Source organism: Cedecea sp. P7760, assembly GCF_013386425.1.
GTDB lineage: Bacteria > Pseudomonadota > Gammaproteobacteria > Enterobacterales > Enterobacteriaceae > Cedecea > Cedecea selenatireducens.
Genome location: NZ_JACARU010000051.1, coordinates 15,045 through 39,877 on the forward strand (window position 1 = coordinate 15,045; position 24,833 = coordinate 39,877).

At 52.9% G+C, this 24,833-nt stretch carries 27 protein-coding genes and 1 pseudogene; 20 read left to right on the forward strand and 8 right to left on the reverse strand.

Annotated elements, in window-relative coordinates; genetic code table 11:
* Positions 1–124 precede the first annotated feature (124 nt).
* From HX778_RS17345 to HX778_RS17355, 3 genes are all read left to right on the forward strand, one after another.
* On the forward strand, positions 125–2,029 hold the full coding sequence (locus HX778_RS17345; protein WP_176982634.1) for an FAD/NAD(P)-binding protein: 1,905 nt from the start codon (positions 125–127) through the stop codon (positions 2,027–2,029).
* A 6-nt stretch (positions 2,030–2,035) separates the two neighbouring features.
* Positions 2,036–3,238 (forward strand): cytochrome c, encoded by a 1,203-nt coding sequence (locus HX778_RS17350; protein WP_176982635.1) that lies wholly within the window; start codon positions 2,036–2,038, stop codon positions 3,236–3,238.
* Positions 3,239–3,354: 116 nt separating this feature from the next.
* Complete coding sequence (locus HX778_RS17355) at positions 3,355–4,053, forward strand: RluA family pseudouridine synthase (RefSeq protein WP_038480541.1); 699 nt, start codon at positions 3,355–3,357, stop codon at positions 4,051–4,053.
* Positions 4,054–4,077: 24 nt separating this feature from the next.
* Here the strand turns inward: HX778_RS17355 and HX778_RS17360 are convergent, their stop codons facing one another.
* The 3 genes and pseudogenes from HX778_RS17360 to HX778_RS17365 form a co-directional block, all read right to left on the reverse strand.
* Positions 4,078–4,323, reverse strand: a complete 246-nt coding sequence (locus tag HX778_RS17360) for a DUF2543 family protein (protein WP_038480544.1) — start codon at positions 4,321–4,323, stop codon at positions 4,078–4,080.
* 62 nt (positions 4,324–4,385) lie between these two features.
* A pseudogene (locus tag HX778_RS25170) lies at positions 4,386–4,499 on the reverse strand (efflux transporter periplasmic adaptor subunit); the annotation flags it as partial.
* Between the two features lie 134 nt (positions 4,500–4,633).
* Positions 4,634–5,566: a LysR family transcriptional regulator gene (locus HX778_RS17365; protein ID WP_176982636.1), complete on the reverse strand. Its 933-nt coding sequence runs from the start codon at positions 5,564–5,566 to the stop codon at positions 4,634–4,636.
* 92 nt (positions 5,567–5,658) lie between these two features.
* Between HX778_RS17365 and HX778_RS17370 the strand changes: the two genes are divergently transcribed.
* Both HX778_RS17370 and HX778_RS17375 read left to right on the forward strand, forming a co-directional pair.
* Complete coding sequence (locus tag HX778_RS17370; RefSeq protein ID WP_176982637.1) at positions 5,659–6,135, forward strand: GNAT family N-acetyltransferase; 477 nt, start codon at positions 5,659–5,661, stop codon at positions 6,133–6,135.
* 242 nt (positions 6,136–6,377) lie between these two features.
* A complete protein-coding gene (locus HX778_RS17375; protein WP_071842988.1) occupies positions 6,378–6,605 on the forward strand; it encodes a hypothetical protein in 228 nt (75 codons plus the stop codon).
* Between the two features lie 691 nt (positions 6,606–7,296).
* On the opposite strand, the gene HX778_RS17380 is transcribed toward HX778_RS17375, so the two are convergent.
* From HX778_RS17380 to HX778_RS17400, 5 genes are all read right to left on the reverse strand, one after another.
* A complete protein-coding gene (locus HX778_RS17380; protein WP_038480553.1) occupies positions 7,297–7,647 on the reverse strand; it encodes a hypothetical protein in 351 nt (116 codons plus the stop codon).
* Positions 7,648–7,792: 145 nt separating this feature from the next.
* A complete protein-coding gene (locus HX778_RS17385; RefSeq protein ID WP_038480556.1) occupies positions 7,793–8,332 on the reverse strand; it encodes a DUF2058 domain-containing protein in 540 nt (179 codons plus the stop codon).
* 350 nt (positions 8,333–8,682) lie between these two features.
* Complete coding sequence (locus tag HX778_RS17390) at positions 8,683–11,238, reverse strand: hypothetical protein (RefSeq protein WP_176982638.1); 2,556 nt, start codon at positions 11,236–11,238, stop codon at positions 8,683–8,685.
* A gap of 111 nt (positions 11,239–11,349) precedes the next feature.
* Positions 11,350–11,985 (reverse strand): two component system response regulator, encoded by a 636-nt coding sequence (locus HX778_RS17395; protein ID WP_038480562.1) that lies wholly within the window; start codon positions 11,983–11,985, stop codon positions 11,350–11,352.
* Between the two features lie 42 nt (positions 11,986–12,027).
* Positions 12,028–14,778 carry a two component system sensor kinase gene (locus HX778_RS17400; RefSeq protein WP_176982639.1) on the reverse strand — a complete coding sequence of 917 codons (2,751 nt, stop codon included), beginning with the start codon at positions 14,776–14,778 and terminating at the stop codon, positions 12,028–12,030.
* Between the two features lie 259 nt (positions 14,779–15,037).
* Here HX778_RS17400 and HX778_RS17405 point away from each other — a divergent pair, with 259 nt between their 5' ends.
* From HX778_RS17405 to HX778_RS17475, 15 genes are read left to right on the forward strand one after another with little or no spacing between them, the layout of a single operon-like run.
* Positions 15,038–15,412, forward strand: coding sequence for a pathogenicity island protein (locus HX778_RS17405; RefSeq protein WP_038483291.1), 375 nt, complete (start codon positions 15,038–15,040; stop codon positions 15,410–15,412).
* A gap of 7 nt (positions 15,413–15,419) precedes the next feature.
* Complete coding sequence (locus HX778_RS17410; protein WP_038480568.1) at positions 15,420–16,904, forward strand: EscC/YscC/HrcC family type III secretion system outer membrane ring protein; 1,485 nt, start codon at positions 15,420–15,422, stop codon at positions 16,902–16,904.
* On the forward strand, positions 16,897–18,087 hold the full coding sequence (sctD, locus tag HX778_RS17415; protein WP_176982640.1) for a type III secretion system inner membrane ring subunit SctD: 1,191 nt from the start codon (positions 16,897–16,899) through the stop codon (positions 18,085–18,087). The genes HX778_RS17410 and sctD overlap by 8 nt, the downstream gene beginning before the upstream one ends.
* A gap of 12 nt (positions 18,088–18,099) precedes the next feature.
* On the forward strand, positions 18,100–18,342 hold the full coding sequence (locus HX778_RS17420; RefSeq protein WP_038480573.1) for an EscE/YscE/SsaE family type III secretion system needle protein co-chaperone: 243 nt from the start codon (positions 18,100–18,102) through the stop codon (positions 18,340–18,342).
* Complete coding sequence (locus tag HX778_RS17425; protein ID WP_038480576.1) at positions 18,329–18,613, forward strand: hypothetical protein; 285 nt, start codon at positions 18,329–18,331, stop codon at positions 18,611–18,613. The genes HX778_RS17420 and HX778_RS17425 overlap by 14 nt, the downstream gene beginning before the upstream one ends.
* 18 nt (positions 18,614–18,631) lie before the next feature.
* Positions 18,632–19,231 carry a secretion protein gene (locus tag HX778_RS17430; RefSeq protein ID WP_006820335.1) on the forward strand — a complete coding sequence of 200 codons (600 nt, stop codon included), beginning with the start codon at positions 18,632–18,634 and terminating at the stop codon, positions 19,229–19,231.
* Positions 19,231–19,740 (forward strand): CesD/SycD/LcrH family type III secretion system chaperone SscA, encoded by a 510-nt coding sequence (gene sscA / locus HX778_RS17435; protein ID WP_038480581.1) that lies wholly within the window; start codon positions 19,231–19,233, stop codon positions 19,738–19,740. The genes HX778_RS17430 and sscA overlap by 1 nt, the downstream gene beginning before the upstream one ends.
* Positions 19,721–21,181: a type III secretion system translocon subunit SctE gene (gene sctE / locus HX778_RS17440; protein ID WP_235212884.1), complete on the forward strand. Its 1,461-nt coding sequence runs from the start codon at positions 19,721–19,723 to the stop codon at positions 21,179–21,181. Before sscA ends, sctE begins: the two co-directional genes overlap by 20 nt.
* A 9-nt stretch (positions 21,182–21,190) precedes the next feature.
* Entirely contained in the window at positions 21,191–21,829 is a 639-nt protein-coding gene (locus HX778_RS17445; protein ID WP_255483424.1) for a type III secretion system effector protein, read from the forward strand.
* A gap of 17 nt (positions 21,830–21,846) precedes the next feature.
* Positions 21,847–22,278, forward strand: coding sequence for a secreted effector protein (locus tag HX778_RS17450; protein ID WP_176982641.1), 432 nt, complete (start codon positions 21,847–21,849; stop codon positions 22,276–22,278).
* Positions 22,279–22,295: 17 nt separating this feature from the next.
* Positions 22,296–22,730, forward strand: coding sequence for a SycD/LcrH family type III secretion system chaperone (locus HX778_RS17455; protein WP_176982642.1), 435 nt, complete (start codon positions 22,296–22,298; stop codon positions 22,728–22,730).
* A 29-nt stretch (positions 22,731–22,759) separates the two neighbouring features.
* Positions 22,760–23,569, forward strand: a complete 810-nt coding sequence (locus tag HX778_RS17460) for a hypothetical protein (protein WP_038480590.1) — start codon at positions 22,760–22,762, stop codon at positions 23,567–23,569.
* Positions 23,563–24,309 carry a pathogenicity island 2 effector protein SseG gene (locus HX778_RS17465; protein ID WP_038480593.1) on the forward strand — a complete coding sequence of 249 codons (747 nt, stop codon included), beginning with the start codon at positions 23,563–23,565 and terminating at the stop codon, positions 24,307–24,309. The genes HX778_RS17460 and HX778_RS17465 overlap by 7 nt, the downstream gene beginning before the upstream one ends.
* Positions 24,310–24,365: 56 nt before the next feature.
* The gene (gene sctF / locus HX778_RS17470) at positions 24,366–24,581 is read left to right on the forward strand and encodes a type III secretion system needle filament subunit SctF (RefSeq protein WP_006820327.1); all 216 of its coding nucleotides are present in this window, start codon (positions 24,366–24,368) and stop codon (positions 24,579–24,581) included.
* 26 nt (positions 24,582–24,607) lie between these two features.
* Positions 24,608–24,823 (forward strand): EscG/YscG/SsaH family type III secretion system needle protein co-chaperone, encoded by a 216-nt coding sequence (locus tag HX778_RS17475; protein ID WP_235212886.1) that lies wholly within the window; start codon positions 24,608–24,610, stop codon positions 24,821–24,823.
* Positions 24,824–24,833: the final 10 nt, after the last annotated feature.

Genomic DNA, 24,833 nt, shown 5'->3' on the forward strand with positions numbered 1-24,833 from the left:
GTTCAGGCCCCCCGTTACCAGAAATGACACCAGCGTTAACAGGCTTATCGCGTAGCGAAGCGGCAGGGAGTTTGTTATCATTTGGTGAATAATATGTCTAAAAGACTGATAAAAAAGGTTATCTATGTCTATTACCCGACGTGACTTTCTTAACGGGATGGCAATTGCAATTGTCTCTGGTTTAACGCCTCTGGAACTTGTGAGGGCCACCGGCAAAACGCCCGGCAGCGCCGTTATCAATGCAGATTACTATCCGCCGGGCCTGACCGGGCTGCGCGGCAACCACCCCGGCTCGTTCGAAATGGCGCATGCCCTTGGCCGCGAGCACGAAAAATTCGACTTCGGCAAATTGCCAGCGGAAGAAGAGTACGATCTGGTGATTGTCGGCGGCGGGATCAGCGGCCTGGCGGCAGCCTGCTTCTGGCAGGAAAAAATGGGCAAGGAGGCAAAAATTCTTGTCCTCGACAACCATGACGACTTCGGCGGGCACGCCAAGCGCAACCAGTTTAACGTTGGCGGTAAAACCCTGCTTGGCTACGGCGGCAGCGAGTCATTCCAGTCGCCCAACAGCAACTTCAGCCCGGTGGTTCAAGGCCTGATGGACTCCCTGGGCGTTAGCATCACGCGTATGAAGAGCAGCTTTGACACAACCTTCTACCCGGACCAGCACCTGAGCCGCGGCGTGTTCTTCGATAAAAAGAACTTCGGCGAAACCAAAATCGTCAGCGGCGACCCTGGCCGCGCGGTGTCGGACGATATTCCGCCGGACAGGCTGAATGGCCGCAGCATCGAAGCCTTTATCAACGACTTCCCGTTGAGTGAAGCAGACCGCAAGGCGCTGCTGGATCTGCACGTCAACCCTGCCGATTACCTGCAGGGGATGACGGTCGAGCAGAAAACCGAATGGCTGGATAATCACAGTTACCATGAATTCCTCGAGAAGAAAGTCGGCTTAAGCAAAATGGCGCTGATGTACTTCCAGCAACGCACCAACGACTTCTTCGCCATTGGCATTGAAGGCGTGAGCTGCGGCGATGCGCGTGCCTGTGCGCTTCCGGGGATGGAGGCGATGGGCCTGCCGCCGCTGGATGGCGAGGCGCTGGCCGACCTTGAAGAGCCTTACACCTATCACTTCCCGGACGGCAACGCCGGGCTGACGCGGCTGATGGTTCGCAAGCTGATCCCTGAAGCGCTGCCGGGCAGCACGATGGAAGATTCCGTCACCGCCAGGCTGCACTATGAGCTGCTGGATCGCCCGGAAAACGGCACCCGCATTCGCCTCAACAGCAGCGTGATTAACGCCGCCAATGCCGATAACGGCGTGGTGGTGAGCTACATCAACAACCAGAGCGGCAAGCTGCACCGCGTGAAGAGCCGCAACGCCATCATGGCGGGCTACAACATGATGATCCCGTATATCGTGCCGGAGACGCCGGAGCAGCAAAAAGAAGATCTGCGCCTCAACGTGAAAGCGCCGCTGGTTTACACCAACGTGGTGGTGAACAACTGGCGTGCTTTTAAGAACACAGGCGTGCATGAGTTCTATTCCCCGGCCGCGCCGTACAGCCGCGTGAAGCTCGACTACCCGGTAAGCATGGGCGATTACCATCACCCGCAGACGCCGGATGATCCGATGTGTATCCACATGGTTTACGTCCCGACCTATCCGGGCAGCAACATGTCTCCGCGCGAGCAGTTCCGCCGGGGGCGCGCTTTCCTGCTGGGCTCCACCTTTGAAGCCCATGAGCAGATGATTCGCTCCCAGCTGCAGGAGATGCTGGGCCATACCGGTTTTGACCACGAGCGCGATATCGCGGCGATTACGGTCAACCGCTGGGCGCACGGCTATGCCTATTACGCTAACTCCCTGAGCGATGATATGGAAAAGATGCCCGAGATTATCAACCGCGCTCGCCAGCCGATAGGCCGCATCACGATTGCTAACTCTGACTCCGACTGGAGTGCTTATGCTCATGCGGCGATTGACCAGGCATGGCGTGCGGTGAACGAACTTGTGGCGATGGGGTAACCAGACATGAAACGTATTTTAGCGGCTATCTCAATCCTCTTTTCTGCCAGCGGCTATGCTGCTGTTTCGCAGGGCGAGTACGTGGCGCGCGCGTCTGACTGCGTTGCCTGCCATACCGTGGACGGCGGCCAGGCGATGGCCGGAGGCAAGAAATTTGCCACGCCGGTGGGTGATATTTACTCCACCAACATCACGCCGGACAAAACCCACGGCATCGGTGATTACAGCTACGAAGATTTCGAGAAGGCTGTTCGCCAGGGCATTGCCAAGGATGGCCACGCGCTCTACCCGGCGATGCCTTATCCTTCCTACGCCAAAATGACCGATGAGGACGTGAAGGCGCTGTACGACTACTTTATGAAAGAAGTCACCCCGGCGGCGACCGCCAATAAAGAGAACGACATTCCGCTGCTGCTGTCTGCCCGCTGGCCTCTACGCGTATGGAACGGCCTGTTCGTGGATGACGTAAAATCCGGCGGAGTGGTGGTTGACGTCAGCGGGGATAACGCCGAGAAAATCAAACGTGGTGCCTATCTGGTACAGGGGCCAGGCCACTGCGGCGCTTGCCATACGCCGCGCGGTATGGCGATGCAGGAGAAAGGCTACGATGATTCCAGCCCGGAATTCCTGAGCGGGGCGATGATCGACGGCTGGTATGCGCCTTCTCTGCGCGGCATGAATATGTCGACACAGGAAGTGAAAGATCTGCTGAGCAAAGGCCGCAGCCAGCATCACGCTATTGCCGGACCGATGGGCGAAGTGGTGACTCAAAGTACCCAGTATCTGACGGATGCCGACCTGGAAGCTATCGCGCTGTATATCGCCAACTTCAAGCCGCAAAAAACCGTGGCCATGCCGGTGAATGCCGCCGTGCTCGCTCAGCCATCTGACGGTAAAACGCTTTACATGCGCTATTGCTCAACCTGCCACAGCCCGGACGGGAAGGGCACCGACTATAACGTCCCTTCGCTGGTGGGCAACCCGGCGGTAATGGCAAAAGATCCGTCGTCGCTGATCCGCGTTATCGCCGACGGGGCGCATACGCCGCAAACGCAGGGTACTATCCCGTTCATGATGCCAGGTTACAAAGGCGTGTTGTCGGATAAAGAGATGACCGACGTGGTGAACTACGTGCGTGGTTCCTGGGGCAACGGCGCGCCTGCGGCGACCGAAACTGAGGTGAAGAAGATTACCGGCGAAGGCAAATAGCGCCGTCAGATAAGCCGTAAACGGGGGCCTTTATGGCCCCAGTTTTGTTGCGCTAAATTCGCCTGATATCCTGAAATTCGCTATCATCCGCCTCCACTCTCCAGCCGGGCAGCCTGATGTCTACGATTATTGATACTTTTATTGCCCCGCCTTGCTTTGATGAGATAGACGTTCTTTATCAGGACGAGCATCTGGCGTTAATCAATAAACCCAGCGGGCTGCTGAGCCTTTCGGGGAAAAATCCTCAGAACCTCGACTCGGTACATCACCGGCTGGTGCAAATATTCCCCGGCTGCACGCTGGTGCATCGCCTGGATTTTGGCACCTCCGGGCTGATGGTTATTGCCCTTAATAAGGCGATTAATGCCGCGCTCTGTCAGCAGTTCAGCCAGCGTTCGGTTACAAAAGTGTATACCGCGCTGCTTTGCGGGCATCTGGAGAATGATGAAGGGATAATAGACGCGGCGATTGCCAAAGATCCGGCGCTGTTTCCGCTGATGTCGATTTGCTCCGTCAGCGGCAAGCCCGCTCGCTCGCGTTACAAGGTTATTGAGCGTTTTTATCGTGAGCTGGAGGATGGAACGCTGCTGCCGTTAACGAGGGTGCAGCTTGCGCCGGAAACCGGGCGTACCCATCAATTACGCATACACGCTCAATATCTGGGGCATCCTATTTTGGGCTGCGACCTGTATGGCGGCCTCGCACTGCCGGGCACCGAACGGGCACCACGGCTAATGCTTCACGCCAGCGAGCTGGATTTTGTTCACCCCATCAGCGGTGAGCCAATGGCCGCCCGTTGCGACAGCCCGTTCTGACGGGGAAACGCTTCGCGGCAGAAATTACTCGTTGCCCCACTGGTTCAGGAACTCGGCGATTTCGTCAATACGCTGTTCGGCAAGGCCAGCCTCAACGGCCATCTCGCCCTGTGCTTCTTCACTGATTTCCTCGTTGTTCATTAAGCGAGTGACCAGCAGTTGGAAATAGCGCGCCACGGCATCACGCTCATCCTCGGCAACGGGCTTAGCCGCCTCTGTCGAGTACTCGTCCGCGATGTCATAGTATTTCAGGTCGATTTCGTTATTCATGGTTATCTCTGGGTTTGTTAGCCTGGCCGGGATAATAACATTTTTGCGCGGAATTCTGCGCGTTAAGGCGTGACGGAAATACTTGCGGATAAGCCTGCGACTAACTCAACGCCCTCGGGCAGCCTGTCGATATGAATGCGTACCGGCACCCGCTGCGCCAGGCGCAACCAGCTATATTGCCGCAGAAACCGTCGAGCTTGGCATGGTGTGTTCTTCAGCGGGAAAAACGTCCCCGGCAGTTCAGGCCCTGGTGACCCGACTGCGTAAAGCGGGATGAGCTCAATACCGAACAGTCTCAGTGATTTCCCATTCACTGCCCGGCATTTAACTCTTTCGCCAGCGTTTGCAGCTTAGATTTCAGCCAGTTGGTCGCGCTCCGCTTACCGCTTCGTTTGTGTGAATAAATTTTTATTTCAAACGGGCGTATCTCGAACGGTAATGAAAAAATCTTTATATTCGTGGCCGGCATCAGCTTCTCAGCGGCAAAGCGTGGGAGCGCCATTAACAGATTGCTCTCTGCCACGATAAACGGTGCGCTAAGCATGGATGGCGTCTTGATGGCTATTTGCCGTGTGTAACCCATCTGTTCGAGCTGGCGATCCATCACCCCCTGCTTCTCATTCCACGGCGTGACAACGATGTGTCTGGCGGCGAGATAATCCTCAAATGTCAGCTGTGTCCGGCCTGGATGACTTATGACGACATACTCATCCGTAAACCAGCCGATTTCTTCCAGCTCTGGATGCCTGATGTCTTCTGATGTACTGAACCCAAGCGCCAAATCCACTTCACCGGCCAGAAGTTCCGTCAGTGCCGGAGTGTGAGGCAAGTAAAGTAACTCCAGGATCAGGCCGGGCGCTTCGTGCTGAAGTTTGTGCATCAGGGCAGGGAAAATGCAAAAAGCGGTAAAATCCGTAATGGCTATCTGCAGGTGCTCTGTCGTCCGGGAAGCGTCAAACTCCGGCTGCTGAGTCAGCTCTTGATCCAGGTATTTCAACGTCGAAGCAATAGAAGGGGCGAGCTGTGTGGCATACACGCTGGGACACATCCGGTGGCCCTCCCGGTAAAACAATGGGTCATTGAGCGAGACTCTCAGTCTCGACAGCGCGTGGCTGAGGGCAGATGTGCTCATCGCCAGTTCATCGGCCGCCAGACGGACGGAACGATGACGATAAATCGCGTCAAAAACAGGCAGAAGATTTAAATCAAGGCGCCTTAATGTTGGATGCATAATATTCATCATTTGGTGATTTCATTGCACTTAATTCGCCTGACAATAACCTTTATGCTTGGGGCCATCAACGTTAATGCCATCCAAAAATAACAGGAAAACTAATGAGTATTGTGATTCGTCAGGCTCGCCCGGAAGATGCTGAAGCAATTTACGACATGATCTATGAGCTGGCCGTGTATGAAAAAGCACCGCAGGAAGTTATCACCACGCCAGATGAGATCCGCGCAACGCTGTTTGACGCAGGCAGTAAAACTGAAGCGTTGATCTGCGAAACGGAGGGCCAAATCATCGGTTATGCCGTTTTCTTCACCAGCTACTCTACCTGGCTTGGGCGGAACGGTATTTACATGGAGGATTTATATATCTCTCCCGAGTATCGCGGTATGGGGACAGGAAGGTCGCTGCTGAAATATATCGCGCAATGCGCGGTGCAACGGCAGTGTGGCCGCCTTGAATGGTCTGTCCTGGACTGGAACCAGCCCGCGATTGATTTTTATCTGAGCATCGGGGCGTTACCGCAATCGGAATGGGTTCGCTACCGTCTGGATGGTGAAGCACTGTTGAAATTTGCTGAATAAAGACTCCCGCTGCGGCGGGATTTACGCGGCTGACAACGCTTATTTGCTAAAAAGTCAGACTTCTCATATCGTTATTTTCAAAAGTAACTCATTGATATTCTGATTTTTAATTAATGTGATGTAGGGTTTGCTATGGCTAAGCCCTCAGACATAAATGTGCACACTTTTTCAGCTGAGACATCTGGTGTTCAAAATCCGCTCACGCTAGATTACTTTTCTGGCTCTCAAAGGTGGGTGATTAAATGAAAGTATTAAGTATCGTCGGCGCAACGTTGTTAGCGACATCATTCCATGCAGCAGCATTCGTTTCCAGTTCCTCTGTTCACCCCGAGCAGACCGCGAACACCAGCAATAACGCCTCCAATGGGCATGCCATTCCTTCGGAAGCCAACTACGACATCACCAAAATTATCCCCATCGCCGGGTGTAACTGCGCCTTTTGCACCGCACTGCGCGGCGCAAATTTATAGCCTTACTCCGCTTTTATAGGCCCGACTTTCACAACGATAGCGGGCCTGAACCCGCTCGTTAATCTGTCAGTCATACCAGGGCTGGCGATCGCTGGTGGCAATCTCCATGCTGACAACCAGCTCTTCCGGCACGATACGCGTCAACGACAGCTCCGGCAGGTCGTTAATGTCGAAGAAGCCTATATCGGTTGATTCGTGGCTAGATGAATAGCGGACTTACCCCCAGGCGCTCTGTCTCGCTGCTATAACGGCAATCAGCTCTGCCTGGGCACGAGGAGAACTTAATTGATGGATCATTTATCAGCACTCACGGTCAGTGACTTAGTTTCTTTTACGATCGTAATATTAATTGGTTTCTTCATATTCACCAGAAGGCGCAGGAATAATAAGGTCAGAGCCAAAGGTATTTTTATGTTCGCGCTGTTAGCCGTTATATCATTTTCGGAAGTATTCAATAGTATTTATACCACGTATTCTTACCGGCACAATCGTTTATACAATAATGATAGCATCACCACTATTTTTAATTACGACTTCGCGCACATTAGCTTTTATAGCATTCTTATGATTGTCGCGATTATTCTTTTTGTTCAGGAGTGGCGCATTAGAAGAAACGTTTAATGGGGATATGATGGCAGCTGTGTTTAGAAGGGAAGAGGCTTTAATAGCCCCATATTAGTTAACAACTGGCTCACTCTACCTCAATACATGTACTCATTTGGATGTTCGCCTGATAGGTGTCTAACATACCGTCAGGACTGACTCTGATATATTCTTCAGCCTGATTTGGCTCGGGGTTTAGCTCTTGCCAAATACCATTATCGATTTTCTTTGCATAATAAACTTGCGAACCAGCACGTTGTAAAGTCATTGCACCAGAGCGAGCATTAACTGCCGTGTAAAGATCGGGGGCTGGCTGAGGTGTACCAGTCAGCAGCCACGTACACGCATAATGTTTCTGGTAAGGAAAGTTGATTCCCGGTGCCGCAGTAACGGGTATTGTAGTTAAAATAAGAAGTGAGGCTAAAGATGTTAGTTTCATATTATCTCATTGCCGGTAAAAAATTTCTTATACCCACATCAGAACGCTAACCCGTTATTTCAATATAATTGCGAGAAAAATAACTGATGAGGGCTTACATTCCAGGCAGCCCAGTAACACCAGGCCACCTGAACTCAATAAATCCTTACCACATCAAATCGTCAGGCACGACGAAGTCCGCGTACGGATCGTCTTCGTCTTTTGCTTCCTGGGTAAGTTCGCTGCTCAACACAATGAAGCTGGCATCGCGCTGTTTAATTTTGTCGGCAACGCCTGCAGGGATGATCGCATATTCCCCTTCAGGGTTTTTATCCGACATCAGGCGGGCGATAGCCAGGCGGCCGTTAGTCAGCTGAGCCTGAGTGATTTTATCGACATAAACTTTTTTAATTAAGTTATTGTCCGTGAAGTTATAGCCGATATCGCCTCTTGATATCACGATACGGTTCATTTCAATCAGCTGTTTGATCTGCGCTTTATATTCTTTGGCTAAAGTGGCCTGCTTTTGCTGCTCGCTTAGCTCTTTGTCGCGCTCAACCTGAGCCTGCTTGTTGGCCTCAACGGCTTCTCTTGCCTCGCGGGCCTGAACGCGTGATTTCTTCGCGGTGCGCTGCACTTTGGCCACTTTTTTGCTGCTGACGAGGCCAGCTTTGAGCATCTGCTCTTGTAACGTAAGTTTTGTCATGTTCTTTTCGACGGCTGAGGGATCGTTGCAGGGATTATATCCTTAATGCTCCGGGTGATTCCAGGCTGAGGACGTGTAAAGCTTACGGTGTTGATTCTGCGAGGCTTATTTCATAAAGAATTTGTGGGAACGGGAGACAGGAGGAGCGAAATCTTATGTACTGATCGTCCCCCGCGGTTGAAAATTGATTCAGGGATTAATTTGCGCCTCTGCTTACATTGAATCGCTGCTCATATTCTTCCCGTTGAATACTATGCGCATGTAGAAAAGAGGGTGACGTAAAGTCACCCTCTTTATGCACCAGGCAGTAGAATCCCGCCTGCGACTATGCGCTCAGGTTACGCGAGTGGCTATGCGAACCTTTCACGGAGCGTTCTGCTACTGAAGTTATTTTCGTGTTTGATATCTTTGACTGCGTTGGTGAGTACGTTGCCGTTAGGCAGATAACCTGCCATGGAACTGATAAAGTCTCGCAGATGCTTATATTCATCTTCTCTTGCAGCCATATATTTTTTATCCCCCTCGGGACCTGCAGCAATCATCCCTTTAAGCAGATTAAGCGCATTATTTGTATCGTTACCTAAACGTGTTGCCAGACCACTCGTTCTGGTACTCTCGGGGAGTTGTTTAAGTGTTGCTGCGGCTTGGTCCAGTAGAGGGAAGACTTGCGGCCAGTGCGGTGAGGGGGTGCCATTTGCCTCCGTTGCCTTTGCTAACAGCGGTCCTGGTTCTGAAAACATTCTCTCCAGATGTTGAACTTCAAGGAGTTTAATTTCAGTGGCGGCCATATTACGTAGCAGGGTTTTTTTCGGTTCTCCGCCGGGTAAGTCCTGCGCCTGAGTTTTCAGGTTGCTGAAGGTTTTCACCAGGTCTTCTGACCAGGTGGCGTGAAATCTGGCAACTGCGGTAATCTTCTGCTGCACATCAGCAAATTCCTTATAAATAGTATCCAGCTCGTTGTTCTTTGTCTGCAACGCAGTGATATGCTCCATCAGTGCATGCTTGCGTGGACAATCGCCGATGGCGCTCATTTTCCCGGCAAGGTCGTTGACAACATCCTTAATGGCGTACTTATTACCTTCTATATAATGGCGTAATGTGGCTTCGACAGACTCCATGACCTGGTGCTGGGTAATCAGGCTAGCAATGAATCCTTTGAATTCACTCTTGCCCTGTCCAGAAATAGTGAGTTGTTGTACTTTGTCTTTTAATGCTGTAAGTGCCTGAACGGCATTCCCTGACGCCGGGCTTCGTCCTGCCTCCGGCATACTCCCGACGTGTTCTTGCCAGATATCGACCTTACGGCGTAAAAGCCCCTCATCAAGTTCATCAATTTGCAGTTGATAACTCGACTTTCTTTGACTTTCTGGCAACTGAGTGTTCAGGGTTTGCAATTCATAAATGACCCTTTCCCGCGGAAAATCTAAAACATTATGATCGGCAAGCGTCAGTCCTTCACTCAGGAGTCTGTCAATTTTGCTGATGGTGACATTTTGCTGATGGACGGTTTCAGCGCGACTGATAAGTGTCATTTTGTCGGGTGTGAACGGGGGCAGACGGGTAGCTTGTGTCACCATTTTCTCGGTCGTTTTGCTATCCATATCTGACCGGATACCTGGATCACTCAGGAGTTTTGCCATGGTAGTCTCTGCCTCTTCCAGAGGCTGGAGCAACCTCCCGGAGGCATGCCGTGCCTGAGCCTCGATCTCTTCTCTGGCAATGTTGTGTGGGGCGATTTGCCGAATGGCATTGAGAGCGGTATTCAATAGCGTTGTCAGTGGCCCCGTCTCAGCCTGCCTCATTGCGACCTGCAGATTCGAAAACGGCTCCTGAGGGAAGGATTCGGAGGACTGGAGCTGCGCTTGCAGATCGGCGACCTTGTAAGCCAAACTCAGCTGGGACTGTATTTGTTGCAAACGATGGTTATCTGCCTCATGGAACAGTGTATCCATGTGTGGAGTAAACGTGGAAAGAAGGGACTGTTTTGTATTGATGGCGTCCTTGCAGAGAAGGCCTCCCTGTAGCAGGTCATCGGCGCATTCCTCAACGAGAGTGTCAACAAACTCATGGTTCAGCCGTTGATGACTTTCCAGCTGCTGCTGTCTGTGGGTATTCAGCGCTGCCAGTTCATTGTCGATAAATTCGCTGTGTAACTCGGTGCGAACGTCCGGATCCTGAACGGATCTTAACTGCGTCAGGTCCGCTATCAGTTTTTGATAGTGGTCTAACTGCGCTATCTGCTCGTCCAGGTTGCTTATTTCCTTGACGGACGTTTGCACCAGTACGCGCGATGCTTCCAGTGCTCTGGCCACCTCGAAGCCATGGCTGGTAGACATCACGGCAGCGGGGGCTAACTCAACGCTGCTGCCCCGGGAAATCAACTTTTCCTGATCTAACTGGTACAGCCCAGGCGCACCATCCTTACTGGTCATGTTGTGGGTGAGTACGTTTGAAAGCATCTCATGATGCATATCTGAATTCGATAATGCTATCTCGGGTAGCGTATGGTCATCTACGCGAATGACCAGAGTCAGGTGGCCAGGTGTATGAAGTTGACCCGTCATACCGGAAACGTTATGGCTTATCAGTTCAAATTCCATTGCGCGAACGTCGTCACCTTCCATTAGGTGAATAAGCCTTTCAATTGCCGGCCAGAGCGTTTCTATTGAATGGGTCTTATCGCTCGCAGCCGCCGTTTTTTCGCCGTAAATCATGTTGTAAATATCGCGCAGGTTCTTTTCTTTATCCTCTAAGTTCATCCCTGGCAGGTGGTTGAGTAATTTTATAAAGAAATTTTTGAATGCCTCCCAGCCTTCAAGATGGGTAGCTTCCTTCAACTGTCCCGTCAGCATGGCCTGTAATTGTAATTCATTAACACCAGAGGTGGTTCCGATAGTCATACTCATGAGCGTTTCCTTCTTTTTGTTGGTGAGAAGTTCATCGTATGAGCCCTCCCTGTTAATCACTATCGGGTGAAAGCGGGATACATCCTGTTATATGCCCGACGGGGAACGGCGTTATTCTGTTAAACCTAGTCGCCGTGCGCAGATAAGTAATTCGGTGACTTTATGGACGTTGAGTTTTCGCATGATATTTAATCGATGCGTTTCTACAGTTTTAACGCTAATACACAGTCGCTCGCCGATAAGCCGATTGGTAAAACCATCGGCAATAAGTTTGAGAATTTGCCGTTCGCGCGGCGTGAGTATTTCCGCGCTGTCATTTTTGACGCGAAGCGCGGCGTTAATCGCTTCCCGGTTTAGCGCCGGGTCGATATAACATTTTTTCACCGCGACGCTTTGTAATGCTGCCAGCAGCACCTGGCGACTACTATTTTTCAATACATAACCCAGCGCACCCGCGCTTAGCGTGCGTATTGCCATCGTCTCTTCCATATGGGCGGTATAGGCCAGAATCGCCATTTGCGGCAGCCGACGAAGTAGCTGCGGGATAAGATCCAGTCCATTAATTCCGGGTAAGCCCAGATCGAGCACCACGATATCCGGCTCATGGATGCGGCAGGCGTTGTAAACCTCCAGCCCATCATCAATCTGTGCGACCACGTGAAAGCGTGGGTAGGGAGAGAGCAGGTTAATGATTCCATTAACAATCAGTTCGTGGTCGTCGACCAGCAGGATTCTATGATCGTGCATTGTATTACCTCTTGATAGACGGCCTTGTTGTCCGGGGCTGGTTTAAGCGTCCAGTGCTACGTTCAGGGTGTGGCGAAGTTCGGTAATTTCTTCTGCAGCCAGCGCCAGGCCATGCTGCACGCGATTTTCCATATCGATGACGCTACAAACCAGAGGGCTCAACCCCGCCTGGCCGAGGCACCCTTTTAGGGTATGCAGCAGGGTGCTGGTTTTTGGCAGGGAGCCAAGGTTATGTTCGAGTTCACAAAGCAACAAATGCAGCGAGTGGCGTATTTTTTGGCGCATGGCCGCATCGTCCAGGGGAAGCAGCGCGTGCTCGACGCTGTGATCCTGCTCCTGGAGAGCGATATCGCGTTCCAACTGGTACTCCGAGGCAATGGAGATCCCATTGGCTAACTGATTGAGAGAGACGGGTTTGGTCAGATAATGCTGCATACCAGCCTCTTTGCAGCGGCTTATCTCCTCCGGGGCCGTATTCGCCGAGAGTGCCATAATCATGCACCGGGCGTCGTGATTCAGTGCGTCCCGTCGCCAGAGCCGGGCGCACGTCATGCCGTCCATCTCCGGCATACGAATATCCATCAACACCAGATCAAACCGCTGCTGCCGACCCAGCGCCAGCGCTTCTTCACCGCTCGCCGCGAGGGTAAATTCCTGGCCAAGAGAAGCCAGCATCATGCTAAAAATATCCCGATTGATAGCCGCGTCATCAACCAGCAATATATGTAACCTCCAGGGTTGTACCGGAAGCAGGTCGGCGCACTCACTCGCCACGCCAGAAAGCGCGTGGAGTACGGTCTCACGCAGCTTTCCGGGCAGAAAGCACAGATCATCGGCGTTAAATACGCTCTCTTGTCTGGCGATTTCGCACGTTAGCCCCCAGGTGCAGAGCTGGCGATGCAGAACCAGCGGTGCGGCAATCTCGCCCGACAGCGGTTCGGGAGGCTGATATTTGCCAAGCGGCAGCAACAGCGAGAGGCAAGTGCCAAATCCTGGCGTACTGCGTAACTCAAGCCATCCTCCCATCATTCTTGCGAGGGTCGAGGCAATCGTCAGGCCGAGCCCCGTTCCCTGACAGTGCCCCTGGCTCTGGAAAAAAGGCTCGAATACGGCTTTTTGATCGGCAAGGCTAATGCCTCGCCCGCTGTCGCTCACGGCGAAAATAAGAAAATCATCGCTACGTTTAACGCTAAGGCAAATCGCGCCCTTATCGGTAAATTTGAGGGCGTTGCCCAGCAGGTTGACCAGGATCTGCCGTAGGCGAGTCCCATCCACTTCGAATATTAACGGTACCCGGTGACCAACAAAGGTTTTCAGTGTTAACCCTTTGCTTTGCCCGGGGCCCTGGATGGTATGCATCGCCTGATCCAACAGCGGGAGTATCGCGGTGTCCTCGACGTGGAGCGAGAGCTGTCCGGATTCAATGCGTGAGAAGTCGAGCAGATTATTGATGATGCTGAGTAACGAAAGGGTGCACTGACTGGCCGTATTGGACAACTGCGACTGTTTTTCACTCATGGGAGTTAATTGCAGAAGTTCGAGAGCCCCCAGCACCCCGCTTAAAGGCGTTCGCAATTCGTGGCTTATCGTCGTCAGATGACTACTTTTACGCTTATTGGCCTGCTCGGCGTGCTGCTTGGCGATCGTCAGTTCGCGGGTGCGTTCGGCGACGGTATTTTCGAGGTTGTCATACTGCTCGTGGAGGGTATCAAGCAGCAAATTATAGGCGCGGGCAATGCTTCCCAGCTCGTCGTGGCGGTTTTCCGGTAACCGGGCGGAGAGGGTGTCTGGCCCGGTTTTCTCAATGATGTTGACGAAGTCCCACAGCGGGCGGGCCAGATGGCGGTGAAGCAGCCAGAACAGCATCATCGCCAGCAGTAGCAGGGTTGTCAGGGCAAAAGGTAGCTGCTCCGCCACGATGTTAAGCGCACGTTTTAGCACCCCGCTGGTCGGGTACAGGATAATCTGCTGCCAGCCGGGGCCTTTAAGTTCGCTGCGAAGTACCAGATAGCCTGGGATCTGCTGCCATCCGTCGTGGAGAGGCAGGTTCAGCAACATTTTTTGTAGCGTTCCGCTGTTACTTTCCGCAAGGTCCGAGAAGGGCAGGATCTGATTGTGCTTATCAAGCCAGAGATTGATATCGCTGTCCGAGACGTTGTGGCCATAGGAAAGCAGGTCGTTAAGCTTAACCGCTAAGCCAATCAGGATGTCATGAGAACCTGCTGCCGCGATAGAGACGCTCCAGCCGGTGCCGGGGATGTATTCTGGTTTACCCCAGAACAGGTTGTCGTGCGTGGCACGGCGTGGAAATTGCCACAGCTCGTTTTCCCGGCGAATAAAATAATCGGGCGAATGATCGAGCGGGGGCAAAAGAGAAATACCATAGCGTCGGTCAAGGATAAAACTATCAAGATAGTATGTCTGTCCTGCGGTGCCATAAACCTGAATGAAATTCAGATCCTGGGCCTGTTTGTCCTGCGGCGTACAGATGCTGGCATCGACGGGGAAATAGCGACTCTCGCTTTTTGCCACAGGATGCGTGCCCGTAGGGACATAGTGGTAGAGGCCATAGCTCTGGGCGAGCGCCAGCGCATCTCGCTCAGCACCTTCAAATCGATGGTTGCTTAGCCCCACCCGGAGGCGCGACATATGGGATAAATTTTCAATTATCCGTCGACGATTTTGATTTAGTGAAATATAGGTTGTGGTGAATATAATAATCAACCAAATGATTAGCAGGCCAACAGATATCAGTAGTGTTAATTTCCCCACCAGGGAGTGCTGATTTTTCATTATTGTTATCCTTAGGTGGTTTTATAATGCGTGACGTCATCAGGCTTAGTGATGTCAGAATACAAAATTATCGGCCTTACTCTCGATTCAGATAAAAAATCTAATTAATATAAAGCTTAATAAATGCCGCGAAAAACCATTGTATTAATTTGTAAGTGAGTATGATGGCAAGACGCTGAGGAAAAGATATCAGGTCTTTTACTGATGTACACCCAGGGGATCCTGAACGAATATGAACGCTATTCAGGAGGCCCTGACTATGTTTGATAAATTAAAAAAAATCCCTACGGTAGAGAACTTACGTATTTCATCTGATAGTGCAATCATGCTGATGAAATTAGATGGCAGAATGGCGCGTGGATATTTGTGTACGCTGTCTTTAGTTTTGGCTATTTTTATTGACAGTATCGATAATTTTCCTCTTGAAACCGTGAGGTATATCACTCTGTTACTTGCTGCCTGCCCGGAAATTCACGATTACGCCTTGCAGTTAATACCTGATGGAGGATGGTTGTGTTGTTATTATGACAAAAATATGTCAGCTGAAAAAATGGCCGTTGAAATTGAAAAACATCTGGCTCTGACACGATATTTGGCAAACATCATTGTTAGTCAAAAAAACAGTAAGATGTGAGGCCAATATGAGAATAAAAAGAATGGTGGTATTTCCTGCGCTTTTTTTTTGTCTGTGTGCTCATGCGCAAACGCTCGCCTGGAAGGGGGCCGACTTTTCGCTGCGTGCCCGGAAAATCTCGTTGGCAGCGGTCTTGCAAAATTTAGCAGAGAACTATGACACGCCAGTGGTCATCGATCCGGCCATTGTGGAAACATTTAGCGGTGAAATCCCTCCAGCTTCTCCTGTTGCAATTCTGAATAGATTAACCACGCAATATAACCTGGTGACCTGGCTTGATGGCAATACGCTGTTTGTCTACCCCGCATCACGCGTGGCGCATCGCGTCATTACCCTAAACACGCTGCCTGCCAGCACCTTTATTCGTTATCTGCGTAAACGAGACGTGCCAGAAAAAAGTAGCTGCGAAGCGCGCACCATCCCGGGTGTTAATGCCATCGATATTAGCGGTGTCCCCGCCTGCACCGCGCGCATTACCCAACTGGCGTCCATGCTGGATGGAGAGATGACCCACCGCCGGGATGATGCGGTTAGCCTTGTGGTGTACCCACTCAAATATGCCACCGCAGTGGATGACCATTACCAGTACCGCGATCAAAATGTCGTTGTCCCGGGGATTGTCAGCGTACTTCGCGATATGAGCCGAGGTAGTGCGCCGACCACGAGCAGCAGTTCTGCTGCGACGCAGGGATTACCGATGTTTTCTGCCGATCCGCGACAAAATGCCGTCATTGTGCGGGATCGCTCGGTCAATATGGCGGGTTACCGCAAACTCATCGGTGAGCTGGATAGAAGGCCTCAGATGATAGAAATCTCGGTCACGATTATTGATGTTGATGCCGGGGACGTCAGCCAGCTCGGTATTGACTGGAGCGCAGCGCTTTCTCTGGGCGGCGGTTCCATCTCCTTTAACGGCCCGGACAGTAGCGCCGGAGGGGGATTCTCCACCGTCATTAGCAACACGCCCAGCTTTATGGCGCGGCTGGTGGCGCTCGAGAAGAATTCCCACGCCTATATTTTGTCGCAACCGTCGGTGGTGACGCTCAATAACATTCAGGCGGTGCTGGATAAAAACATCACGTTTTACACCAAACTGCAGGGCGACAAAGTCGCAAAACTTGAATCCATCACCACGGGGTCGCTCCTCAGGGTCACCCCACGGCTGCTGGAGGAGCAGGGCAAGCAGAATATCATGCTGAGTCTCAATATCCAGGACGGGCAGCAAAACCCGCCGTTGAGTCAGGATGAACCTTTACCGGAAGTACAGAACTCAGAGATAGCCTCTCAGGCCACCCTCCATCCCGGGCAGAGTCTGCTGCTGGGGGGCTTTAAGCAGGATAAACAGATGCAGGCGCAGAACAAGATCCCGCTGCTTGGCGATATTCCGATTATTGGGCATTTGTTCCGCAACGATCTTAACCAGACCCATAGCGTTATCCGTCTGTTTCTCATCAAAGCCACCGTAGCCAATAGCGACAGCAGCCATGGATAGCGAGTGGAAAATCCGTTTACTCGGCGGGGTACTGCACGGCCGTGAAGTCTGGCTGGCGGATGGGCATCTTTCGGTCGGAGAGCGCGGCTGCGATCTCTGTATTCCGCTGTGCGGCGGCGACAGACTGGAATTCACCGCAACACCGGAAGGATTATTGATCAATACCGGGGGGGCTCCGGTGCGGGTCAATGGTCGGCGGCATCAGCCCGACAAGCCATTACCCGAAGAGGGCGTGGTGCATGCTCTGGGGCTGACGATGGCGTTTGGCCAGCACCACGCCAATTTATCTCGCTATCCGCTTCGTCGAACAAGTCCAGCCCTGCTCTGGGGGATGGTGCTTGCGTGCCTGATACTGATGGGGGCCACCGTATTGGTCCTGCTTTGTAGCGGGAACCCACCGCCGCCGCCGCCGATGACCTCCCGGGTGGCAGAACTGCTGCAGCAAAACGGGTTGACGCAGATCGCCGCAGCCTGGGAAAAGGATGGCACGCTTCGGCTCTCTGGCTACTGTGAAAAGAGCGACAGGCTGCAAAGCGTGCGCCTGAAGCTGGGCACATGGGGAGTGCTGTATCAGGATAATGTGGTGTGCACCGATCAGCTTATCAGGCAGGTGCGAGATGTCCTGACCCAGGCGGGGTATGACGAGGTAGAACTCACAAGCCACGCACCGGGCGAGATTAGCATTAACGCCGATATCATGATGGGCAAGCGCTGGGCGGGTATCCAGCAGCAGCTGACGACGATCCCCGGCCTGAAACATCTGCATATCGACAACCGTCATGAAACCCAAATCAACGCATTGATCGCCAGCCTGTTGCAGCAAAGGCTGGCGGAAAAAGTTAGCGTAACCTCAGTCGGTCAGGCGTTCGTTATCAGCGGCGTACTGAATATGAATGAGCAGCAATCTTTAAACCATCTGCTGGCGCAATTGCGCCAGCAATTCCCCGGGATTGCGATGAGCTACCAGAATGTGGCGTCGTCCGGGGAGGGCAGCCAGCGCTTCCCCTCACCGATTGCCGCTATTGTCCATGGTCAGCAGGGGATTTACCTGCTGTTGGAAGATGGCGAGCGCCTGAGGGCGGGGAGCCAGCTACCGCAGGGAGGCGAAGTCGTTGCCCTGACCGACGCGGCGGTGGCGCTCAGATTTCCTGACGCATTGATTAACTATTCTTTCAATTTTTGAGCCTATAACACGATGCCAACGCTGACTTATTTAGAAGATAGTGTGCGCGATTCGATTAATCAGGCGCAGGACAGATTAAAAATATTGCAGGCAGCAAAAATAAGATTGCTGCACTCGATGAAAGGACCGGCCACCCAGGAACAATATCAGCAGTTCACCTTATTGTTGGAAGCGGTGATTCAGGCCGAAGATATTATCAAGGTGATCGCATATCGCTATCACAATCAACCTGTAAAACCTGATGATGAAAACTAATATTGCGGCTGAACAAAGAAGAATGGAGCGTGAATATTCCCGACTGTGTCAGTGCTATTCAAACTTCACCAGGCTGAAGCTGGCGATGGCTGAACTCGTGGCGCGTGCCGCAACTGACCCTGCCGCCGCGAAAAAGCTTAATGACCTGCAGGCTCTGATGCCTCAGGGTATTGCGGGGCTGGAACGTCAGGCCGGGAAGGATATGCAAGCGTTGAACGTTGCCCTAAAGCAACTGCAATCGCGACTTAAAAATATGGTTAATAACCAATAATGCTACTGAGGTGAAAATATGAGTGGAAATCTATCAGTAGGTCATCGTTTTGACTTTAACACCCCGGGTTTAACAACGTCGAATATCAAGTTGGGCGCAGGCGATGATAATACCGTTGCGGATGATCAGGATATTAATAATCCATTCGCCTACGGTTTTTCGGTTCTTGATAATTTGCAATTGGTTTTGCAAAAAATTGCCAATGCGCTTTTTGGCAAAATAAATACCAGCACCGATCGTGCACGCAATACACAGGATATGTCTAATCGAATGGATGAGGTTATTGCTGACGCCGCAAAAGGTGATGATAAAACGCGTAAACCGGTACCCGATGAGGTCGTCAAATATATGCGCGATAACGGCATTCTCGTCGATGGTATGTCGATTGATGATTACATCAGTAAGCATGGTGGTACAGATGGCCTGGATAAGGGCTCGCTGCAGGCGGTCAAAGCGGCTCTTGATAACAGTGCGAACCGCGATACCGACCTGATGACTCAGGGGCAACTCAGCATTCAGAAAATGACCCAGGAGATCAATGCGGTTGTCACTCAGATGACCGGATTACTCAGCAAATGGGGGGATTTACTCAGCATGATTGCACAGAAGATGTACTGATGATGAAAACGGACGGTCGGGATTCAGAAATCGTGCTGCGTTTTTTTCAACAGGGCGGCGCGTTGCGGATGCTTTTTGCTACGGATATCAGTGCTGATTTGGATGTTTTGCAGCGTTATGCGCGGCAATTGGCAAACGCAGGGGAATACGGTGCAGCAGCCCGGATCTTTAAGGTACTGACCATCTATGACGCGTGGTCTTTTGAGTACTGGTTTGAACTGGGCGCCTGTTGCCGGGCCGATGCTGCCTGGAGTGATGCCATCTACGCCTATGGGCGTGCCGCGAAAATAAGAGTATCGGAGGCGCAGGTACCCTGCGACGCCGGGGAGTGTTATCTCGCCTGCGGCAATTTACCGCAGGCGGCCAAAGCCTTTCGGGCAGCGTTGCTGGTATGCGGCGTAGAGCATCAGGGAGATAACCATGAGAACAAGGATGTGGCGGATATACGCCGACGTGCGCGCGCGGGCCTGAGCAAAACAGGAGAAGATCATGAGTCGGATGCAAATTAACGGTGCTCCAACCGCCAGCGATGAGGTTTTCCATCGACCTCTCACCGCTCGGGTACAGACCCCCCACATCACCAGCGGGGCATTAGGCGAACACCTCCACGCGCTGGCGCTGTTTGCTGACGAAGATAAGGGCGTGAAACGCTGGGGAGGCGTGAGCCTGCAGGAGGCGGATAACGCGCTACGCACGCTCATGGGCGCTCACTCTGAAGGTGCGAAACGCCCTACGGTGCGCGACGTGCTGGAAATGGACCCGATGATGTTATCCATGATGATGACGCAGCTAGTGTTGAAAGTTTCTGGTAACAACGCCAATGCTCTGTGCCAGCAGCTGGAACGTGCAACTGAGGTTCAGGCAGCACTGCGTAATAAGCAGGTTGCGGAATATCAGGAACAAATCAATAAAGCGATTGAGCAGGCCGACCAGGCGCGGAAAGCCGGGATCTTCAGCGCGGTTTTTGACTGGATAATCAGCGGCGTTGAGGCCGTGGTCGGCGTACTGAAGATGGTTGAAGGCGTTTTAACGGCCGATCCGCTGGCGATTGCCGATGGTGCGGCATATTTCTCGGCAGGGGTGGCCGGAATGGTTAAAGCGGGCGCAGAGACCGCGCTGCTGCTGGGGGCCGATAAGTCGGTTTGCAACGACATCATCAATGCGGCAGGGACGGTGCAAACCGCCTGTGAAGGCGTGGCGCTGGCGCTGGATATTATGCAGATCGGCCGCGGTATTAGCGCCGCTCGCGCTATCACCAAAGCCACAGAAGAGGTGCTGGACTCGGGGGTGGGTAAAGCTCTCATCGATGCCGTTGCCAAAGGCGCAGAGAGTGAACTGAAGACACTGGCGGAGAAAGCGGGGCAGGAAGTCAGCCGGGTGATGGGCAAAGACTTTGGCATGGCGCTTGAGCGCGAGATGGTTGAGGTTGGTGATATGGCGATAGAAGCCGCAGCTCATGAGCTGGAGGCCGAATCGAACATGGTACGCGGCATCAGTAAAAGTTTTACCCGCGAAGGCGTTGCGAAGCTTGTGGAAACGGCTATCGAAGGCGCCGGTAAGGATCTGCTGAAAAAAAGCGAAGAGGTGGTGGCGAAGAAACTTCGCGACGCCATTTTGCAAAAGCTCCGCCGCAGCATTGTAAAAACCGTTATTAGCGATTGTACCCACAAAGCCCTGCTTATCACACGGGCTACGGCCGGCGGGGCAAATCGTATTTCGGCATCCATCGTGGCCGCCACCAGCGCAAAACTGCAAAGAGATATTGAACGGCTGATTGTGCAGCAGGGCTATATCGATTTTATGCAGAACTGGACGGAAGACCGCAAGAAAACGCAGCAAAAGCGGCTCAATGAAGCGTATCAGGATGGCGCCAACGCGCTGAGAATTGCCTCAGAAATTATCGATAACAGCGGCACGGTGTTGGCAAATATTGCCGGACAACGGGCCTGAGGAGGAGAGATGGCCAGAGCAGTTATTTCTGAAAATTCAATGGTGTTTCTGGATGTTAGCCCGACCATTGAGGAGACCGGGAACCCCGCAAATCGGACGTTATCTGTTAACGACAGCGTTAACGTTCAGGGCAGTGGTAAAGGAACGCTCGATACGAACGATTTTTTCGCTATGTTCGATGAAATCTGGAGCAAGCTGCTGATGCTTGCGAAGCAACTGCGCGACACGATGCAGTTCTATAACCAAAAGAAACAGGAGCTGAGCTGGGGGCTTGAGATCAACACCCTGCAGCAAAGTGTTAAAGCCATCGACGATAGCTATGGTGCCGCTAAGGCCGGGGCGATTGGCGGAATGTTTGCCGGGGTGCTGACGGTCGGCGGAGCCTTTTTCGGCGAGGCCGGGATGACGGTAGGCAACGCCATGGGGCAGGTGGCCAACGGTATTGGTAGCTGGGCCTCGGGAAGTGAAACCCGCAAAGCGGATGCGGAAAAAGCCATTGCCGAGCTGCAGAACAAAGGGGCGCAGTCGTATGCCAAAACGCTGGACGACACGTTAATGAAGGCCCGCGAAATCATGCAGCAAATGATGGAGATGGGCCGCAATCTCGTCGAGGTGTTTAGTCAGGTCCTGCGCGCGATTTCGCGCTAAATGCCGGAGGATATCGTATGGACGAAATAGCGCGACTGCTGCGTAAGGAGGGACTGGTTCCGCGTTCTGCCTGTTTGCCCGGCTGCGGGTTGCTGCTTGGGCAACAGGTGGAGCGGTATCCCTACCGTCTCGTCTACCGTATCGATGAAGATAACCTGATCTTGTGCAGTTTTCATCGCGTACCGGACAGCCAGCCCCAGCCTTCATCGCTGGTGGCGCTATGGAGGATCCTCCGCTGTCTGTTTCAACAAGTCTCGTGGCTGCGTGCCGTCAGAATGCTGGTGATAACCGATGTGTGGGATCGCCTGCTGGCGATGCAGCGCCATCAACTGGTGCGGCTGTTGTACAAGCTGGGGGCGGTCATGGTGTTTCACAACGGCGAGAGTTGGCTGGAAATAACCGCCGATACGCTATGTAACCATAGAAAGCGACGTTCATCCCACTACTGAATGAGCTGGAGAAGAATATGGAACCGACATCTCTTGAGCAGACGCTGTGGCACGACCCGGTTATCAAAAAGGCGCTGGAACTCTCCCCGGATGAGGTTTATGCCAGAGGTTATGCCGCCTGGCAGCAGCGGGATTACGATCGTGCGCTGGTGGATTTTTCCTGGATGGTGATGACTCAGCCCTGGAGCTGGCGCGCGCATATCTCGCTTGCTGGCGTGTTGATGATGCAAAAGGAATACGTGCTGGCGATGAACTACTACGGCTACGCGCTGATGCTGGACGCCTGCCATCCCGAGCCGGTGTATCAGATAGCGGTCTGTCTGAAAGCGATGGGTGAATTTTCTGAAGCCAGAGTCGCGCTGCAGACCGCGTTGACGATGAGCTACGAAGATCCTTCTTATAGCACGGTGCGCGCCAATGCAGAGCAGATGCTGAGTCAGCTTCTGGCGTAGCGTACCCGGATGAATCGACGGGGAACAACATGCTAAGAGTAGATAACTATTCCCGCTTGCCTTCACTGACAAGCGCTTACAGTGACGATTCCGAGGGCCATGATGCCGACGTTACCCGCCCTGTGTTGCTTCCGCCAGGTGCTACGCGACCGGTTCTCGCGACGCCGCTGAGTGAGGAAAGCCAACTGAAGCGACAGGCTTATACCGGATATTTTATTCAACACCTGGTGCGTTTTACCATGTCCAGCGTCTCATTCGGGCTGTCGTTAGCGGCGGCGGTGCTGTCCGGCGGCGCCGGGATCCCTCTTGCCGTCGTGGCCGGTACCGCCATGCTTGTTGCAGCAGGGGATGCCTGTTGCGCGCTGTATAACCTGATTCAGGTGCGTAACGACCGCGAACCGCTGAAAACGGGAAATGATTCTATCGTGTTAGCGACGAAGATGCTGATGACAACCTGCGGTATGAGCGACTCACATGCGGAAACCGTCGGTGACGTCGCTTCCTGTGCATTCCGCATTGGCATTGCGCTCTCCTCTGTCTTTTTAGCATCCGCACATCTGCCGGGAAGCACCGCCCATACGCTCTCCAGTATTTCGTCGGGTATCACGGCGGTGCTTACCGTCGCAGGCGGTGGGATTGACATTTACACAGCACGGGTTGAGCGCATGCAGGGCAGTATTACCCCATCAGCCAAACCTGCGCCCGCCGTACTTGAGGCCGACGAAAAGAGCACTACACCCAGTCAGGAAGAGCTCCAGAGAATGGTTGATTCAGTGGTTGCCTGCTATGAACGTTATCGGGCGCAGCGGCACGCAACCACGGTCATCCCGGCATGGTAGATATTGGTCGCATTGGTCATGGCGTGGAGGTCAGTGCTGAAGTGCGGCAGATGGTGCGGGAAATGGTCGAGGGGTTGACGGTTCCGGTTTTACCCGCACCGCAGCATGATGCCGCGAATAAGGAGGCTGAAGACGCCTGCAAACAGGGGCAGAAGAGTATGCTCGCCAGACTGACTGAACGGGCGGCAGACATGATCCCCGCAGGCTTTTTCAGCTGGCAGAGCGTGGTGCTGGGAGGGCAGATTTTGTGCTGTGGTACGGGGATCGTGCTGGCGGTATTCAGCGGTGGCTCGGCACCGCTGCTGCTGCTCGCCGGGTTTGGCCTGGCCATTGCCATTGCCGATATTGCCTGCCTGATTTATCACTACAAACATGGCTTGCCGATGGGGCACGACAGCATCGCCAACGCGGTGAACCTCATTGCGCACCGTTTTTATGACGCGAGCAAGAGCCAGAGTATTGCCGGAATGGTGTCTCTGGGGTCACGTGCATTACTCACGGCGGCGGTCGTCGGTCAGCCGTTTATGATGACTTCCGTCGGCCTGAGCTTCCCGGTCTTTTGCCCGGTGAGCAATGCCGCCTGGGGAACGCTGGCATTTTTGCGCTTCGGGGCAGCAGGCTGTCCGGTAACCGGACAGCAGGTGAGCGTACCCTTTTTCCGCCTACTGGCTCGTCTGTTTCCGCCAACGGATAACCCTGCAAAATCTGCCGTCACTTTCAGGCCATCACCTGATAGGTAACTGCACCACGGCGGTCATAATTGAACGCGTAAAGGCTCGCGTAATCGGAGGTAGCAATGAACGTTGAGCAGCTTGTTGACAGCTTATCGCGCCTGGCACATCAGGCCGGGCAGGCGATTGAGGACAAAATGAACGGCCAGGACATCTCAAATCCGGAAGCCATGCTCAAAGCCCAGTTTGCCGTACAGCAGTACTCCACTTTTATTAACTACGAGAGTGCGATGATCAAAACTATCAAAGATATGCTCAGTGGCATTATCACCAAAATATGATGCTGACAGAGAAGGAGAGGCGGCTGGTGGTCGAGGCGGCCTTTGCCGGGATAAACCACGGTCTGCAACGACAAGTCCATGCCATTCTGCCAGCGCTACCTTTGCTGGTTGAGAACACCAGCCTGCAGGCGTTATGCCGCGCGGTGCTGCTGGCCGGTTTGAACGAGTCCGCCCTGGCACGCCAGGCGCTTGCAGACGTTGCCCTTCCAGAAGCTGAAACAGTGAAAACCTGGCTTAAATAATCTTAACAGG

Coding starts and splice junctions, on each gene's coding strand:
- HX778_RS17450 (WP_176982641.1), top strand. CDS start 21,847: ATGGACGAAATAGCGCGACTGCTGCGTAAGGAGGGACTGGTTCCGCGT.
- HX778_RS17350 (WP_176982635.1), top strand. CDS start 2,036: ATGAAACGTATTTTAGCGGCTATCTCAATCCTCTTTTCTGCCAGCGGC.
- HX778_RS17425 (WP_038480576.1), top strand. CDS start 18,329: ATGATGAAAACTAATATTGCGGCTGAACAAAGAAGAATGGAGCGTGAA.
- HX778_RS17345 (WP_176982634.1), top strand. CDS start 125: ATGTCTATTACCCGACGTGACTTTCTTAACGGGATGGCAATTGCAATT.
- HX778_RS17360 (WP_038480544.1), bottom strand. CDS start 4,323: ATGAATAACGAAATCGACCTGAAATACTATGACATCGCGGACGAGTAC.
- sctE (WP_235212884.1), top strand. CDS start 19,721: ATGAGTCGGATGCAAATTAACGGTGCTCCAACCGCCAGCGATGAGGTT.
- HX778_RS17465 (WP_038480593.1), top strand. CDS start 23,563: ATGGTAGATATTGGTCGCATTGGTCATGGCGTGGAGGTCAGTGCTGAA.
- HX778_RS17370 (WP_176982637.1), top strand. CDS start 5,659: ATGAGTATTGTGATTCGTCAGGCTCGCCCGGAAGATGCTGAAGCAATT.
- sctF (WP_006820327.1), top strand. CDS start 24,366: ATGAACGTTGAGCAGCTTGTTGACAGCTTATCGCGCCTGGCACATCAG.
- HX778_RS17380 (WP_038480553.1), bottom strand. CDS start 7,647: ATGAAACTAACATCTTTAGCCTCACTTCTTATTTTAACTACAATACCC.
- HX778_RS17375 (WP_071842988.1), top strand. CDS start 6,378: ATGAAAGTATTAAGTATCGTCGGCGCAACGTTGTTAGCGACATCATTC.
- HX778_RS17455 (WP_176982642.1), top strand. CDS start 22,296: ATGGAACCGACATCTCTTGAGCAGACGCTGTGGCACGACCCGGTTATC.
- HX778_RS17365 (WP_176982636.1), bottom strand. CDS start 5,566: ATGATGAATATTATGCATCCAACATTAAGGCGCCTTGATTTAAATCTT.
- HX778_RS17390 (WP_176982638.1), bottom strand. CDS start 11,238: ATGAGTATGACTATCGGAACCACCTCTGGTGTTAATGAATTACAATTA.
- HX778_RS17395 (WP_038480562.1), bottom strand. CDS start 11,985: ATGCACGATCATAGAATCCTGCTGGTCGACGACCACGAACTGATTGTT.
- HX778_RS17460 (WP_038480590.1), top strand. CDS start 22,760: ATGCTAAGAGTAGATAACTATTCCCGCTTGCCTTCACTGACAAGCGCT.
- HX778_RS17410 (WP_038480568.1), top strand. CDS start 15,420: ATGAGAATAAAAAGAATGGTGGTATTTCCTGCGCTTTTTTTTTGTCTG.
- HX778_RS17405 (WP_038483291.1), top strand. CDS start 15,038: ATGTTTGATAAATTAAAAAAAATCCCTACGGTAGAGAACTTACGTATT.
- HX778_RS17420 (WP_038480573.1), top strand. CDS start 18,100: ATGCCAACGCTGACTTATTTAGAAGATAGTGTGCGCGATTCGATTAAT.
- sscA (WP_038480581.1), top strand. CDS start 19,231: ATGATGAAAACGGACGGTCGGGATTCAGAAATCGTGCTGCGTTTTTTT.
- HX778_RS17430 (WP_006820335.1), top strand. CDS start 18,632: ATGAGTGGAAATCTATCAGTAGGTCATCGTTTTGACTTTAACACCCCG.
- HX778_RS17400 (WP_176982639.1), bottom strand. CDS start 14,778: ATGAAAAATCAGCACTCCCTGGTGGGGAAATTAACACTACTGATATCT.
- HX778_RS17355 (WP_038480541.1), top strand. CDS start 3,355: ATGTCTACGATTATTGATACTTTTATTGCCCCGCCTTGCTTTGATGAG.
- HX778_RS17385 (WP_038480556.1), bottom strand. CDS start 8,332: ATGACAAAACTTACGTTACAAGAGCAGATGCTCAAAGCTGGCCTCGTC.
- sctD (WP_176982640.1), top strand. CDS start 16,897: ATGGATAGCGAGTGGAAAATCCGTTTACTCGGCGGGGTACTGCACGGC.
- HX778_RS17445 (WP_255483424.1), top strand. CDS start 21,191: ATGGCCAGAGCAGTTATTTCTGAAAATTCAATGGTGTTTCTGGATGTT.